Origin of the sequence: Conexibacter arvalis (assembly GCF_014199525.1) — a bacterium.
In the GTDB taxonomy this organism is placed as follows: Bacteria; Actinomycetota; Thermoleophilia; order Solirubrobacterales; family Solirubrobacteraceae; genus Conexibacter; species Conexibacter arvalis.
The window spans coordinates 463,714-477,738 of sequence record NZ_JACHNU010000002.1 but is presented as its reverse complement, the minus strand read 5'-3'; the positions used below and the strand labels follow the sequence as shown (position 1 = coordinate 477,738).

General features: G+C 73.2%; 14 protein-coding genes and 1 tRNA gene. 10 read left to right on the top strand and 5 right to left on the bottom strand.

Annotated elements, in window-relative coordinates:
* Positions 1-71: 71 nt before the first annotated feature.
* The gene (locus tag BDZ31_RS10830) at positions 72-1,085 is read right to left on the bottom strand and encodes a type IV toxin-antitoxin system AbiEi family antitoxin domain-containing protein (RefSeq protein ID WP_246344899.1); all 1,014 of its coding nucleotides are present in this window, start codon (positions 1,083-1,085) and stop codon (positions 72-74) included.
* Positions 1,086-1,403: 318 nt separating this feature from the next.
* Complete coding sequence (locus tag BDZ31_RS10825) at positions 1,404-3,047, bottom strand: DHA2 family efflux MFS transporter permease subunit (RefSeq protein ID WP_183341888.1); 1,644 nt, start codon at positions 3,045-3,047, stop codon at positions 1,404-1,406.
* 101 nt (positions 3,048-3,148) lie between these two features.
* Here BDZ31_RS10825 and BDZ31_RS10820 point away from each other — a divergent pair, with 101 nt between their 5' ends.
* From BDZ31_RS10820 to BDZ31_RS10795, 6 genes are all read left to right on the top strand, one after another.
* Positions 3,149-3,658, top strand: coding sequence for a MarR family winged helix-turn-helix transcriptional regulator (locus BDZ31_RS10820; RefSeq protein WP_183341886.1), 510 nt, complete (start codon positions 3,149-3,151; stop codon positions 3,656-3,658).
* Between the two features lie 64 nt (positions 3,659-3,722).
* A complete protein-coding gene (locus BDZ31_RS10815) occupies positions 3,723-6,185 on the top strand; it encodes an HAD-IC family P-type ATPase (protein WP_183341884.1) in 2,463 nt (820 codons plus the stop codon).
* Positions 6,186-6,236: 51 nt separating this feature from the next.
* Complete coding sequence (locus BDZ31_RS10810; protein WP_183341882.1) at positions 6,237-7,349, top strand: AI-2E family transporter; 1,113 nt, start codon at positions 6,237-6,239, stop codon at positions 7,347-7,349.
* A gap of 9 nt (positions 7,350-7,358) precedes the next feature.
* Positions 7,359-7,589 carry a DUF6458 family protein gene (locus tag BDZ31_RS10805; RefSeq protein ID WP_183341880.1) on the top strand — a complete coding sequence of 77 codons (231 nt, stop codon included), beginning with the start codon at positions 7,359-7,361 and terminating at the stop codon, positions 7,587-7,589.
* Between the two features lie 71 nt (positions 7,590-7,660).
* The gene (locus BDZ31_RS10800) at positions 7,661-7,888 is read left to right on the top strand and encodes a hypothetical protein (RefSeq protein WP_183341878.1); all 228 of its coding nucleotides are present in this window, start codon (positions 7,661-7,663) and stop codon (positions 7,886-7,888) included.
* A gap of 50 nt (positions 7,889-7,938) precedes the next feature.
* Positions 7,939-8,011, top strand: a tRNA-Thr gene (locus tag BDZ31_RS10795).
* Between the two features lie 75 nt (positions 8,012-8,086).
* On the opposite strand, the gene BDZ31_RS10790 is transcribed toward BDZ31_RS10795, so the two are convergent.
* Positions 8,087-8,647 (bottom strand): hypothetical protein, encoded by a 561-nt coding sequence (locus BDZ31_RS10790; RefSeq protein WP_183341876.1) that lies wholly within the window; start codon positions 8,645-8,647, stop codon positions 8,087-8,089.
* 66 nt (positions 8,648-8,713) lie between these two features.
* Between BDZ31_RS10790 and BDZ31_RS10785 the strand changes: the two genes are divergently transcribed.
* From BDZ31_RS10785 to BDZ31_RS10770, 4 genes are all read left to right on the top strand, one after another.
* Positions 8,714-10,378, top strand: coding sequence for a 1-acyl-sn-glycerol-3-phosphate acyltransferase (locus BDZ31_RS10785; RefSeq protein WP_183341874.1), 1,665 nt, complete (start codon positions 8,714-8,716; stop codon positions 10,376-10,378).
* Positions 10,379-10,412: 34 nt separating this feature from the next.
* Positions 10,413-10,967, top strand: coding sequence for a sigma-70 family RNA polymerase sigma factor (locus tag BDZ31_RS10780; protein ID WP_183341872.1), 555 nt, complete (start codon positions 10,413-10,415; stop codon positions 10,965-10,967).
* Positions 10,964-11,311, top strand: a complete 348-nt coding sequence (locus tag BDZ31_RS10775; protein WP_183341870.1) for a hypothetical protein — start codon at positions 10,964-10,966, stop codon at positions 11,309-11,311. The genes BDZ31_RS10780 and BDZ31_RS10775 overlap by 4 nt, the downstream gene beginning before the upstream one ends.
* A gap of 107 nt (positions 11,312-11,418) precedes the next feature.
* The gene (locus BDZ31_RS10770; RefSeq protein ID WP_183341868.1) at positions 11,419-12,243 is read left to right on the top strand and encodes a rhomboid family intramembrane serine protease; all 825 of its coding nucleotides are present in this window, start codon (positions 11,419-11,421) and stop codon (positions 12,241-12,243) included.
* 98 nt (positions 12,244-12,341) lie between these two features.
* Here BDZ31_RS10770 and BDZ31_RS10765 read toward each other — a convergent pair whose 3' ends face one another.
* Both BDZ31_RS10765 and BDZ31_RS10760 read right to left on the bottom strand, forming a co-directional pair.
* The gene (locus tag BDZ31_RS10765; protein WP_183341866.1) at positions 12,342-13,085 is read right to left on the bottom strand and encodes a hypothetical protein; all 744 of its coding nucleotides are present in this window, start codon (positions 13,083-13,085) and stop codon (positions 12,342-12,344) included.
* 155 nt (positions 13,086-13,240) lie between these two features.
* Positions 13,241-13,993, bottom strand: coding sequence for a hypothetical protein (locus BDZ31_RS10760; protein ID WP_183341864.1), 753 nt, complete (start codon positions 13,991-13,993; stop codon positions 13,241-13,243).
* Between the last annotated feature and the right edge of the window lie 32 nt (positions 13,994-14,025).

Sequence of the window (14,025 nt, the reverse complement as noted above, 5' to 3'; positions counted from 1 at the left end):
GCCCCATCGCGCGCGGCCGCCGAGCCACGCCGCCCTGGTCCCGTCTCGGACCTCTGTCATGCAGCCGTCGCTCAGCGACGGCTCGACGACACAGGTCCGCGCCGCAGCGCGGCGTCGAGCAGCGCGACCGTCTCGTCCGCGCGGCGCGTGAGGTCGGCGTCGGCGAAGCGCAGGACGGTCCAGCCGGCGAGCAGCAGCGCGTTCGCCTTGCGACGGTCCCGCTCGAAGGCGTCGCGGCCGCGATGGTGGCGCCAGCTGTCGAGCTCGACCGCGACCCGCTCGTCGCGCCACACCGCATCGACCTCGACCCCGCCGCCGTCCGGCGACGGGAACCAGACGTTGGTGCGCGGCCGCGGCAGCCCGGCGCGCGCGACGAGCGACAGGAACAGCTCCTCGAGGTCCGAGCGTGTGCGGTCGCCGCCGCGCTCGCGCATCTCGGCGAGCGCGTCGAGCAGTGCGGCGTGGCCTCTGCCCGGCCGCCCGCGCAGCCGTCCCAGCGCCCGCTCGATCTCGCGCACATCGGCGCTGCGCGCCTCCTCGGCGCGGACGAGCGCGCTGCGCAGCTGCTCTGGCCGCAGGACGTCGGCGAGGTCGACGAGCGTCCGCTCGACGGTCGTCACCGGCACGCCGCGCACGACGGCGCCGTCCGCGGGCGCGAGCCGCCGCCGCGCGTGGACGCAGACGCCGGCGCTCGCGGCGCGATGCCATCCGGTCGTCACCTCGATCGCTCCGCGCCATGCCGGCCGCAGCCCGTGCAGCACGGCCGCCGAGCGGTGACTCAACAGCGCCCCCGGCCCGCACGCCATCACGGCCGCCAGCCACCGCCCCTCCTCGCGCAGCCGGTCGTGCCCGACCGCATAGACCCCGCGATGCAGCCGCACGAGCCGGCCGTCGCCCATCCGTGTACGGACCTGTTGCGCCGACAGCCCTGCCTGCTCGAGCTGCTGCCGGCTGACCACCCCGTGCTGCCTCCCAGCTAACTGTGTGACGACCGCGTCCGCCGAGCGACCTTTGTCATCGAGCTGTTGCTCACCAACAGTTGGATGACAAAGGTCCGTGCGGGGTGGGGTGGTGTGGGTGGGCATGCGGGCAAGCGTGCCGGGGCGCGGCGCGCGTGTGGGGCGCGGATCGCGCCGGGGCTCAGCGGGAGCGGCTGAGGCGGTGCCGTCGGCGCGGACGACGCGACTCCCGCCGGCGGCGATGCCCGCCCGGCGTGCCGCGGCCGGCTCGGCCCCGCCCGGCGTGCCGCGGCCGGCTCGGCCCCGCCCGGCGTGCCGCGGCCTGCTAGGCCCCGCCCGCGTGCCGCGGTCGGCTCGGCCCCGCCCGGCGTGCCGCGGCCTGCTAGGCCCCGCCCGCGTGCCGCGGTCGGCTCGGCCCCGCCCGGCGCGCCGCGGCCGGCTCGCTCAGCGCCGACCCGCGCCGGCCGTCGAGCCGCCGGGGGCGGGGACGCCGGGGCCGCTCGCCGGCGGACGTGCGCCGTCCCCGCCGGCCGGAACGCCTGCCGCGCCGACCGGCTCGCCGGGACCGGCGCCACTGGGCACCGGGGCCGCCGGGCGGCGGCGGGGGAGCAGGAGCGCCGGGATCAGGGCGACGAGCAGGAAGGCGACCGGCCACCAGAAGGTGTGGGCGAAGGCGTCGGAAAGCGCCGGGGTGAGCCGGTCGCGCACGGCGTCGGGGATCGCGCTGAGCGCGCCGAGGCCCGACTCGCCGCCCGCCGCGCCCGTTCCGGCCGCCGGCAGCGCTCCTCTGATCTGGTGCTGGAGGACGACCGCGAACAGCGCCGTGCCGATCGAGCCGCCGACGCGGACGATGATGTTCAGCGTCGTCGTCGCGCGCGGGACGGCCGCGTGCGAGAGCGTCTGGTAGGCCGCCGCCATCGCCGGCATCATCGTGGCGCCGACGCCGAGGCCGGCGACCCACAGCGACAGCGCGAGCAGGACGTAGGAGGTGTCGGCGCCGAGCTGCGTGTAGGAGAAGTAGCCGAGCGCGACGAGCGGCAGGCCGCAGAGGACGACCCTGCCGGCGGCGCCTCTGTCGACGATCCGTCCGGAGATCGGCATCATCATCGCCGCGCCGAGCCCCTGCGGCGCCATCAGCAGTCCGGCGTCGAGCGCCGACTCGCCGCGCACCACCTGGTAGTAGAGCGGGAACAGCAGCATCGCGCCGAACATCGCCGTGCCGAACAGGAAGGTGACGCCGGCGGCCGCGGCGAAGGCGCGCTGCTTGAACAGCCGCAGGTCGAGCAGCGGGTGGTCGCTGCGCAGCGCGTGGAGGACGAACAGGACGACGAGCGCGATCCCCGCCGTCATCGGCAGCCACGCTCTCAAGGCGCCGAGCCCGCCGCTGGCGGAGGTCTCGGCGAGGCCGTAGACGAACAGCGCGAGGCCGGGGGAGAGCAGCAGCACGCCGAGCACGTCGAGCCGCATGTGCGGTCTCGGCACGTCGGCCTCGAGGATCCGCCATGCGAGCGGCAGCGCGACCATCCCGATCGGGACGTTGACGTAGAAGATCCACCGCCACGAGACGTCGTCGACCAGCCAGCCGCCGAGCACCGGGCCGAGGATCGGCCCGAGCAGCATCGGCACGCCGACCACCGACATGACGCGGCCGACGCGGGCCGGTCCGGCCGTCTGGGCGAGCACGGTCATGCCGGCCGGCATCACCATCCCGCCGCCGATCCCCTGCAGCACGCGGAAGGCAATCAGCGAGTGGGCGTCCCACGCCAGCCCGCAGAGCGCCGAGCCGAGCACGAACAGCGCGACCGACGACATCCACAGCCGCTTCGTGCCGAAGCGGTCGGCCGCCCAGCCGGTGAGCGGGATCACGGTCGCGAGCGCCAGCAGGTAGGCGGTCGAGACCCATTGGATCGTCGAGAGCGAGACGTCGAAATCGCGTCCGAGGTCGTTGATCGCGACGTTGACGATCGTCGTGTCGAGGATGGTCATGAAGGCGCCGAGCACGACGACGCCGGCCACCACCAAGACGTGGCGGGGCAGCGGTTCGGCATCGGGCGGCGGGGCGGTTGGAGCTGCGTCGGGGCCTGACATCGAGTCTCCTCAGATCGGTCTGGCGGAGAATCGTTCCACTCGGGAATGATTCTTGCAAGTAACGATTCTGACCGTGAACAGATTGATACCCTGGCCTTCTCATGTGCCCGCCAGCCCCCGACGCGATGCACGGCGTGACGTTCCTGATGTCGAAGCTCGGCTTCCACGTCTCGCACCGCTTCGCCGAGGCGGTCGCGCCGCTCGGCCTGGTCCCGCCGCATGCCGGGATCCTGCGGCTGGTCGGCGAGGAGCCGGGCCAGAGCCAGCAGGCGCTGGCGCGCAAGATCGGGATCGCGCCCAACCGCCTCGTCGCGCTGATCGACGAGCTGGAGAGACGCGAGCTGATCCGCCGCGACCGCTCGCCGACCGACCGCCGCGTCTTCGCCCTCCGCCTGACCGCGGCCGGGGAGGAGATGGACCAGCGGGTCCGCGCGATCGGCGCCGAGCACGAGCGCACGGTCACGGCGGCGCTCGACGACGACGAGCGCCGGACGCTCGCCGAGCTGCTGCGCCGCGTCGCCGAGGAGCAGGGCGTGCCGGCCGGCGTCCATCCCGGCATGCGCACGCTGCGCGCCGGCGCCCCGACGCCGCGCGGCAGGAGCGGCGGTTGAGCGCCCGCGAGAGGTGTGGGCGCCCGCACGGTCGGCGGGCGGAGGCCGCGGTAGCCTGCCTGCTGTGACGGGCACCGACGTCGAGCGCGCAACGCGGCCGACCGGCCTCACCGAGGCCGAGGCGCAGCGGCGGCTGCGCGAGCGCGGGCCGCTGCCCGACCAGGCGTCGAGCCGCTCCTACCGCTCGATCTTCGTCGCCAACACCTTCACGGTCTTCAACCTGATCCTCGCGGTCTTCGGCGCGGCGACGATCGCGTTCGGGAATCCCAAGGACGCGCTCTTCCTCGGCATCCTGGTCGCCAACACGGCGATCGGCACCTTCCAGGAGATCCGCGCCAAGCGGGCGCTCGACGCGCTGGCGGCGCTCGTCGCCCCGCACGCGACGGTGGTCCGCGACGGCAGCGCCCGCGAGCTGCCGATCGCCGACGTCGTCGTCGGCGACCTCGTCCAGGTGAGAACCGGCGACCAGGTCGTCGCCGACGGCCGGCTCGTGCGCGCCGACGGGCTCGCGCTCGACGAGTCGAACCTGACCGGCGAGTCCGAGCCGGTCCGCGGCGAGGTCGACCGCGAGGTCTTCTCCGGCTCGTTCGTCGTCGAGGGCGACGGCGCCTTCGAGGCGACCGCGGTCGGCCCCGACAGCCGCGCGGCGAGATTGGCCGCGACCGCGCGCGCCTTCCGCCATCCGCGCTCGCCGCTGGAGAAGGCGATGGACCGGCTGCTGATCATCCTCGTCGGCGTGATGGCGCCGCTCGGGCTCGCGCTCGGGATCTCGCTCGCGATCCGCGACGTCGGCCAGGCGCAGGCGGTCGAGACGCTGACCGCGGCGGTCGTCAACATCGTCCCGGAGGGGCTGATCCTGCTCGTCAGCCTGACGGCGGCGGTGTCGGCGGCGAAGATGGCCCGCCGCGGCGTGCTCGCGCAGCAGCTGAACGCGATCGAGTCGCTCGCGTCGGTCTCGGTGATGTGCACCGACAAGACCGGCACGTTGACGGAGGCGTCGCTGCGCGTCGTCGAGACGACCCCGGCCGACGGCGTCACCGAGTCCCAGCTGCGCGCGGCGCTCGGCCGCTTCGCCGCCAGCGCCCCGTCGCGCAACTCGACGCTCGAGGCCGTCCACGCCGCCCGCCTCGACGGCGACGACGCGGCGGTCGAGCCGACCGCGCAGGTGCCGTTCTCGTCCCGGCGCCGCTGGAGCGCGCTGGAGCTGGACGGGCAGCGGTACGTGCTCGGCGCGCCGGAGGCGCTGCTCGACGGCGCCGGGCCGACCTCCGCGCCCGGCCGCGACGGCGCTGGGGAGGAGCGCGACGGCGCGAGCGCCCGCTCCGCCGCCGAGCTGCGGGCGCGGGCGGCCGAGCGCGCTGCCGGCGGCCGCCGCGTGCTCGCGCTCGTCGGCGCCCAGGGCCCGCTGCCTGAGGCCGCGCCCGACGCGCCGCTGCCGGAGGGGACACGCCCGCTCGGGATCGTCGTGCTGGCCGAGCGGCTGCGCAGCAGCGCCGACGAGACGGTCGCGTTCTTCGGCAGAGAGGAGGTGGCGCTGAAGGTCCTCTCCGGCGACAACCCCTCGACGGTCAACGCGATTGCCCGCGACGCAGGCGTCCCGGCGCGCACCGACGCGCTCGACGGCGGCGCGCTCCCCGACGGCGACGAGGAGCTGCTGGAGGCGGTCCGCGCCGCGCCGGCGATCGGCCGCATCTCGCCGGAGGACAAGGCGCGCGTCGTGCGCGTGCTGGCCGACGCCGGCGAGTACGTCGGCATGCTCGGCGACGGCGTCAACGACGTGCCGGCGCTGAAGCAGGCGCGGCTGGCGATCGCGCAGGGGAGCGGGACGCAGATGGCGCGCTCGGTCTCCGACCTCGTGCTCGTCTCCGGCGAGTTCGACGAGGTTCCGCGGATGGTCCACGAGGGCCGCCAGATCCTGCGCAACATCCAGCGCGTCGCGCGCCTGTTCGTGACGAAGGCGCTGTTCACCGCCTTCCTGCTGCTGACGATCGCGATCCCCAGCGGCGTCTTCCCGCTGCTGCCGCGCCAGTTCACGCTCACCTCGTCGCTGACGATCGGCATCCCGGCCTTCTTCCTCGCGCTCGCGCCGAGCACCGGGCCGTGGCGGCCGGAGGGCTTCCTGAAGGCGATCGCGCGCTTCTCGCTGCCGGCCGGGCTGGCGACCGGCGCCGGCATCCTGTCGGCGTATCTGCTGTCGCGCCACGCCTTCGACGGCTCGCTGGTCGAGGCGCGCACGGTCACGGCGGCGACGGTCGTCACGGCCGGCCTGGCGATCGTGATGGTGCTGGAGGACGAGCCCGGCAAGCGGCGGTTCGCGGTCGGCGGCCTCTGCCTGCTGATGGCGCTCGGCTTCGTGCTCGTCGCCGCGGTCCCGGCCGGCCGCGACTTCTTCGATCTCGCGACGCCGACCGGCGGGATGACCGCCGCGTGGGCGATCGGCACCGCGGTCACGCTCGTGCTGCTCGCGCTCGCGCTGCGGGTCGTGAGAGTGCTGGAGCGGCGGGCGGCGGCCGGCTCATCCGGCTGATCGCGGCGCGACGGGGCAGGTGCTCGGCGGCAGGCGGCGAACTGATCGCCGATGAACGCGGAGCCCCGCTCGACCTCGCTCGCCCGCACGGTCTTCACGACGACGATCACCGTCGTCGCCGTCGTCGCGGGCCTCTACCTGCTGTTCCTGCTGCGCAGACCGATCGGCTGGCTGCTGATCGCCAGCTTCATCGCGGTCGCGCTGTCCGGTCCCGTCGCCTTCCTCAGCCGCTGGATGAGACGCGGCTGGGCGATCACGCTGACGCTGATCTCGGTGCTGCTGATCCCGGTCGCGGTGATCGCGATCGTGGTCCCGCCGCTCGTGCGCGAGGGCTCCAACCTGGTCGAGAAGGTTCCCGACTACGCGCGCGAGTTCAACGACTACGTCAACAACAACGAGCGGCTCCAGAGAATCAACGAGGAGTACGACATCACCGGCAAGGTCCAGGACTGGGCCAACGACCTGCCGTCGAGAATCGGCGACGCGGCGGAGCTGCTCGGCAACCTCGGTGTCGGGATCGTCAACTCGGTCTTCGCCGCCGTGACGATCTTCATCATGGTCGCGTTCATCCTCGGCAGCGGGCCGCGCTGGGTGCGGGGGCTGCTGGCGCTGCAGCCGGCGGAGCGGGGGAGGCGGCTCGGCGCGACGCTGGAGCGGATGGGCCAGGCGGTCGGCGCCTACGTCGCCGGCGCGCTGCTGCAGGCGTTCGTCGCCGGCATAACGACCTTCATCGTGCTGACGATCCTTGGGATCCCGTTCGCGGCGCCGCTGGCGGTGATGACCGCGCTGTTCGACCTGATCCCGATGGTCGGCGCGACGATCGGAGCGGTCATCGTCGGCATCGTGACCGTCTTCGCCGACTTCCCGCTCGACACGATCATCTGGGTGATCTGGGCGATCGTCTACCAGCAGATCGAGAACAACCTGATCCAGCCGCGAATCCAGAACCGCGCGGTCGGCGTCCACCCGTTCGGCGTGATCTTCGCGGTGCTGTGCGGCGGCACGCTGCTCGGCGTGCCGGGAGCGCTGCTGGCCGTCCCGGTCGCCGCCTCGATCCAGATCGCGGTCAAGGACTGGTGGCATTGGCGCGCGGAGAAGGCGGCGGGGCTCGAGCTGCCGCCGGGCGCCGCGCCTGCCGTGGAGCCGTCCGCCGGGTCGGGGTAGGATCGTCCCGTGTCGATAGGCGGCTCCATCTTCCTGATCGCGGTCGGCGCGATCCTCAAGTACGCGGTGACCGCGCAGGTGGCGGGCGTCGACATCCAGACGGTCGGCCTGATCCTGATGATCGCGGGAGCGCTCGCCCTCGTGATCTCGCTGGCGATGATCGTGATGGCCAACCGCGACCGCGGCGCCGGCCCCGGCGGCCCGACCGCGCCGCCGCCCCCGCCGACCGCCGGCTACTGAGCGCGTCGCCGGTCGCGCGGCCGCTCCGGTTCGGTCCGGCCGGACGGCCCGCCGCTGCTACGGTGAGCCGCATGAGCAGAGCCGCCTCCTCGGTCGTGTGGGCGACGCCGCTGTCGCTCGGCTACGAGCTGACCCCGGCGACGATGGCCGCCCAGCTCGTCCGCACCGAGCTGGAGCTCTTCCCGGCCGTCGTCGACGTGCTGCCCTCGACGACGCCCGGCACCGTGATCGTCGTCCACGAGGGCCCGGCCCGCCCGGCCGCCTGGCTGGCGGAGCTGAGAGAGGCCGGGATCGTCTAGCGGCGCCCGTCGCGGCCGATGCCCCGGCTGCGCGTACAATGCACCGTCGCGCCGGAGTAGCTCAGTTGGTAGAGCACCTGTCTTGTAAACAGGGGGTCACGGGTTCGAGTCCCGTCTCCGGCTTTCGGGTTCTGCCCCGCTCGGGCGGCACGCAGCATTCGCCGCCCAACCGGTGAGTGCCGGTCAACCTCCGGCCCCTCACCCCTCGCCGCCCCCGACCGCGGCGTGCTCGAGGTTGCCGTGGCCGTTGGTGGTGACGTAGTCGGAGAGGTCGTGATCGGTCGGCGGCGGCGCGGCGGTCTCGGCCGGCGGGCCGTTGAGGCGGTGCTCCAGCTCGCCGAGCACGACGCCGAAGAGGGCGTGGCGCCACGCCGCCTGCCAGAAGGCCCGGCGGCTGCCGGTCAGGGTCGGCAGCTCTGCTCGGCCGGGGTGGAATCGGTCGCTGAGCCGCCCGAGCGGCCACAGCGCGAGGTGCTCGCCGAGCGCGACGAGCGCGCCGCGCGCCGCAGGCGGGCCGGGCAGCGCGGGGGAGAGGGCGGCGAAGAGCGCGCCGAACAGGGCGCCGTTCTGCACGTGCAGCGCGGCGCCGGGCGCGGCCCAGCCGTCGCCCTCGCGCACGACGAAGCGGCCGAGCAGCTCGACGTCGTCGTAGCGGCTGCCGAACAGGCGCTTGTCGAGCGGCTGCTGGAGCGCCCAGATCGCGGCGGCGATCCCGCCCGCTGCGGCGCCTCGCAGCATGCGTCTGGTGTCGAGAGCCATCGGTCTTGACATACCTCCGCGCCGCGCGGCTGTAACGCGCCGTCTGGCCGTGGGTACGTAACACCGATGAGCGAGAGACACGATGCCCTCCACCGACGCGCTCGCGAACGCGGCGTCAACCCGGTCGTGTACTGGGTCGTCCGCGCGTTCTTCCAGCCGTTCTTCCACCTGTACTTCCGGCTGTCGCGGGTCGGGCGCGAGCACATCCCGGACGGGCCCGTCATCTTCGCGGCCAACCATCGCAGCTTCCTCGACCCGTTCATCGTCGGGACGATGTCGCGCCGGCCGCTCTACTACGTGGCGAAGAAGCAGCTGTTCGAGAACAGGCTGCAGGCGTGGTTCCTCAACTCGCTCGGCGCCTTCCCGGTCGACCGCGGCAACGGCGACCAGCAGACGATCGAGACCGCGAAGGCGATCCTCGCCCGCGGCGACTCGGTCCTGATCTTCCCCGAGGGCACGCGCGTCCGGCCCGGCCCGCCCGGGAGGGCGAAGCGCGGTGTCGGCCGCCTCGTGCTCGAGACCGGCGTCCCGGTCGTCCCGCTCGCCCTGATCGGCACGACCGACGTGCGCAGAGGCTGGCGGATACGTCCCAGAAAGATCCGCGTCCGCGCCGGCAAGCCGCTCACCTTCCCGCACGTCGAGAGCGCCTCACGCGAGCTTGCGGCAGCCGTCACCGACCGCATCTGGCCGAACGTGATGCTGCAGTGGGAGTGGCTCGGCGGCCAGACGCCGCTGCGCCGCGCCGCGGTCATCGGCGCCGGCTCGTGGGGGACCAGCCTCGCCGCGATGCTCGCGCGCGCCGGCCTCGACGTCGACCTCGGCACGCGCACGCGCGAGCAGGCGGAGCTGCTCGGCCGCGAGCGCGTCAACGAGCGCTACCTGCCCGGCGTCAGGCTGCCGGACAACGTTCGCGTCGCACCGGCCGCCGAGCTGGAGCTGAGCGCCCACGACCTCGTCTGCCTCGCGGTCCCGGCGCGCGCGCTGCCCGCGGCGCTCGCCGCCCACGGCGCCCGCATCCCGGCCCGCGCCGGCGTCCTCGTCGTCTCCAAGGGGCTCGTCCCGCCGCTGGCGACGCTGCCCTCCGCCTACGCGGCGGAGCGCGTCCAGGCGCGCTCGGTCGCCGCCCTCGGCGGTCCGTCGCATGCCGCCGACGCCTTCCGCAACGGCGCGTCGATCGTGCTCGCCTCCGCCGACGACGCCTTCGCGCAGGAGCTCGCGAGGGTGCTCGCCAGAGCGGGCTTCGACGTTCACGCGACGCGCGACGTCGCCGGCGTCGAGCTGGCCGGCTGCGCCAAGAACGCCGCCGTGCTGGCCGCCTCGGCCGCGGCGGCGACCGCGGGCCCGAACGTCGCCGGCGCCGCCGCCGGCAAGGTCTTCTCCGAGATCGCCGAGCTCGCCGGCCGCCGCGGCGCCGGTCCCGACACCTTCGCCGGCCTCGCCGGCGCCGGCGACCTCGTCGCCACGGTCGTCGCCGACGGCAGCCGCAACCGCCGCGCCGGCGAGCTGCTCGCGAGGGGCCTCGGCGCTGAGGAGATCGCACGCGCGCTCGGGCAGGCGGCGGAGTCGGTCGACAGCGTGCCGCTGCTGGCGGAGATGTTGGAGCAGGCGCGCGTCGACGCGCCCGCCACCGCCGCGCTGGCCGCCTTCGTCGAGGGGAGGATCGACGCGGCGCAGTGGAGCGAGGCGATCGTCAACCCGGCCGCGCGTCCGGCGCCGGCCAAGGCCGCCTAGCGTCCGCGCCCCCGCCCGGGGATACTTCGATGCGGTGCCCGATCCCCCAGGCAGATCCAAGGTCGAGCTCGACCGCCAGTTCTCCGAGCTGTACCGGACTCATCTGCGCGACGTCTACTCGTACGCGTACTACCGCGTCGGCAACCACCACGACGCCGAGGACCTCACCGAGCAGACGTTCCTGCAGGCCTACCGCCACTACGAGCGCGCGCTGCGCGAGTCCGACGGCCGCCCGCTGCGGCCGTGGCTCATCCGCATCGCGCACAACCTCGCGGCCAACTTCTACCGCGACCGCGCGCGCAAGCCGCAGGCGGCGATCGAGGACGCGGCGGTGATCTCGGCTCCGCACACGACCGAGACGCTGGTCGAGGGCCGCGAGGAGCTCGAGGAGATCCTCGCGGGCGTCCAGCGGCTGCCCGACGACCGTCGCGAGGCGCTGATCATGCGCTTCGCGCTCGGCATGGACAACCGCGAGATCGCGCGTGCGCTCGGCCGCACCGACGGCGCGACGAAGGTGCTGCTGCACCGCGCGATCAAGCAGCTGGAGGGGCTCGTCAACGCCCCCGCCGAGGAGAGGTCGGACAGGTGAGCACGAGCGAGTTCGAGGAGCGCCTGAAGGCGGCCCTGAGGCCGGTCGACCCGCCGCAGGACCTCGCGCGCCGGCTGGAGGGGACGCTCGTCAGCCTGACCGAGCTGGCCGCGGACGAGCTGGAGGCGTGGGAGCTGTCGGCGATGCGCGACCCGCGCAACTGGGTCCGGCCGGCGGTCGCCGCGGTCGTCGGCGCCGGAGCCGGCACGGCGCTCGTCGCGATGCGCGTCCGCAGCCGTCACAAGCGCCGCAGGTCGCAGTCGGTCGACCTGCTCGACCTCGCCGAGCGGACCGTGCGCGACGTCGCCGACGAGGCGCGCAAGCTGCTCCCGCAGCGGGACTGAACGCGCCGTCGCCGCACGCGGCCGGCGCCTCGGCCGCCGGCCCGTCCGCATGTCCGCCGTCACTGCTGATCTGCCGTGAAGGTCCGGCTGCTAGTTTCCGCCCGGAAATGGCCACCTGTTACCGCCACCCGAGCCGCGAGACAGGCGTCGCCTGCTCCAACTGCGGCCGCCCGATCTGCACCGACTGCATGACGCCGACGCCGGTCGGCATGCGCTGCCCCGACTGCTCGCGCGAGCGCACCCGCGTCGTGCGCGGGCCGTCGCGCCCGGCGAGCGAGCCGACGGCGACGATCGTCCTGATCGTGCTCAACGTGATCGCGTTCATCGCCGAGCTCGGCACCGGCAGCACGATGGGCAGCGGCGGCAACGGCACGGTGGTCGTCGACGGCGGGCTGTTCGGGCCCTTCGTCGCCGACGGCGAGTGGTACCGGCTCGTGACCTCGGGCTTCCTGCACTCGGGGATCATGCACATCGCGTTCAACATGTTCTTCATCTGGATCCTGGGCTCGATGCTGGAGCCCGCGATCGGCCGCGCCCGCTTCGTCGCGCTCTACTTCACCGCGCTGCTGTGCGGCTCGCTCGGCGTGATGCTGCTCGACCCGACCTCGCTGACGGTCGGCGCCTCCGGCGCCGCGTTCGGCCTCCTTGGCGCGGCGATCGTCGAGGCGCGCGCCCGCGGCATCGACATCTGGGCCTCGGGGCTCGGGATCACGGCGGTGCTGAACTTCGCGATCACCTTCGCGATCCCGGGGATCTCGATCGGCGGCCACCTTGGCGGCTTCGTCGGCGGCATCGTCGTCGCGCTCCTGTTCCAGCAGCTCGACCGCATGCGCCTGCCGCGCGCCGCCTCGCTCGCTGCGTGCGTCGCGCTGGCGGTCGCGGTCGCGATCGGCGCCGTCGTCGCCGCGGAGTCGGCGACGACGATCCTCTGAGCGGCGCGCCCGAAACGACGACGCGCCCGCGCTCCGCGGGCGCGTCGGTGTCGCTTCGGAGGACCGCGCCGCCGCGGCGGCGCGACCCGTTCACGGTGCTACGGCCGGCAGGTGATCCAGCCCAGCGCCGAGGTGGAGGAGCCCTGGCGGAAGGCGAAGGAGCCGGCGATCGGGACTCTGCGCGCCTTCGGGCATCTCTTCGCCTCTATGTAGCCGCGCGTCTTGCCTCTCACCTTGATCCGCGCGTTGAAGGTGCTGGTGAATCTTCTCACCTGCGCGAACCAGCCCGGCGAGATCTCCTGCAGCGAGTCCGGGATGTTCGCGATCAGCTTGTAGCCGTATCTGCCGCGGGTTCTCAGCAGGGTGGCGTCGAACGCCTCGTAGATCGGCACGGGGCGCAGGGCGTTCACGTGGATCGTGATTCTGTTGCCCTTTCTGCTGCCGTTGAAGAAGGTGACGGTGCCCGGGACGTTGTACACGTCGGTCATCGGGACGTCCGCCCGCAGCGAACCCCTGCCGATCTGGGAGTTCTTCGGGCAGTTGCGGAAGCTCTTCGCGGCGTTGATCGTGACCGCTCTGCAGACGGGGAAGAACTTCGCGTTCTGGACGGCGTTGGGCGGCAGCTGGACGATCACCTGTCTCAGCGTGCTCGACTCGACACCCTCGTCACCTTCGGTGGTGAAGTTCACCGTCAGTCTGAGGGGAGTGCCCGGCTTACCCTTGTTCGGGTTGATCTTGCCGGAGATGCTCGATTCAGCCGCCAGCGCCGTGGGGGCGGTGGCGAGCAGCAGGGCCGTAGCCGCTGCCGCCGCGAGCGTGCGACCTGCTCGTTGTGGGGACATCGGCCGATGGTAAACGAGTGCGTACCACCTCGTCCACGGGCAACCAGACCGTCGGTCGGCTTCGCGACACGGTCCGTTTGAAGACCGAAACTTGGGTGATCCTGAGGCGTTGCGCGGGCGCTGGGGCGCCCGCGCTGCCGGTCAGCGGGTGATGCTCAGCGGCGGCATCTGATCGTCGTCTGCGACGAGCTCGACGTGCCGTCGAGGAACTTGAACGAGCCGGCGAGCGGGACCGAGAGGCTTCTCGGGCAGAGCGTCGAGGACTCGATGAAGCCGCGCGTCTTGCCTCTGATCTTGCGTCTCGCTCTGATCGTGCTGTTGAAGTCGCGCACCTGCGCGAACCAGCCGGGCGAGATCTCCTGGAGCGAGTAGGGCAGCTTCGCGACGAAGCGGTAGCCGTATCTGCCGCGCGTTCTCGTCAGCGTCGCCTCGAAGGCCTCGTAGATCGGCACCGGCCGTATCGCGTAGACGTGGACGGTGATCTTCTTGCCCGATCTGCTGCCGTTGAACAGCGTCACGTCGAAGTCCGCGTTGTAGACCGGCACGGCGGTAACGTCCGCGTGTCCTCTGCCTCCGCCGATCTGGGAGCCCTTGGGGCAGTTGCGGAAGCTCTTGGCCGCGTTGATCGTCGCGGCGCTGCAGACCGGGAAGAGGTTCGCGTTGACCTTCGCGTTCGGCGGGAACTGCAGGGTGAGCTCGCTGAGCGTGCCGGGCACCGTGCCCGCCGGCGGGTCGATCGTGAAGGCGATCTTGAGGTCCATCGGCGTGCCGATCTTGCCCTTGTTGGGGTTGATCGCGCCTCTGAGCGAGGTTCTGTTCTGCGCCTGGGCGGCAGGGGCGGCGGCGAGCAGCGCGGCCGCGAGCGCGGCGGCTGCGAGGACGCGGCCTGAACGTTTGTTGGGGAGCATCGAGCTACCATAAACAGGCGCGTTCCAAGAGT

Coding starts and splice junctions, on each gene's coding strand:
- BDZ31_RS10825 (WP_183341888.1), bottom strand. CDS start 3,047: ATGTCAGGCCCCGACGCAGCTCCAACCGCCCCGCCGCCCGATGCCGAA.
- BDZ31_RS10820 (WP_183341886.1), top strand. CDS start 3,149: ATGTGCCCGCCAGCCCCCGACGCGATGCACGGCGTGACGTTCCTGATG.
- BDZ31_RS10785 (WP_183341874.1), top strand. CDS start 8,714: ATGAGCGAGAGACACGATGCCCTCCACCGACGCGCTCGCGAACGCGGC.
- BDZ31_RS10790 (WP_183341876.1), bottom strand. CDS start 8,647: ATGGCTCTCGACACCAGACGCATGCTGCGAGGCGCCGCAGCGGGCGGG.
- BDZ31_RS10760 (WP_183341864.1), bottom strand. CDS start 13,993: ATGCTCCCCAACAAACGTTCAGGCCGCGTCCTCGCAGCCGCCGCGCTC.
- BDZ31_RS10765 (WP_183341866.1), bottom strand. CDS start 13,085: ATGTCCCCACAACGAGCAGGTCGCACGCTCGCGGCGGCAGCGGCTACG.
- BDZ31_RS10800 (WP_183341878.1), top strand. CDS start 7,661: ATGAGCAGAGCCGCCTCCTCGGTCGTGTGGGCGACGCCGCTGTCGCTC.
- BDZ31_RS10810 (WP_183341882.1), top strand. CDS start 6,237: ATGAACGCGGAGCCCCGCTCGACCTCGCTCGCCCGCACGGTCTTCACG.
- BDZ31_RS10770 (WP_183341868.1), top strand. CDS start 11,419: ATGGCCACCTGTTACCGCCACCCGAGCCGCGAGACAGGCGTCGCCTGC.
- BDZ31_RS10830 (WP_246344899.1), bottom strand. CDS start 1,085: ATGCCCACCCACACCACCCCACCCCGCACGGACCTTTGTCATCCAACT.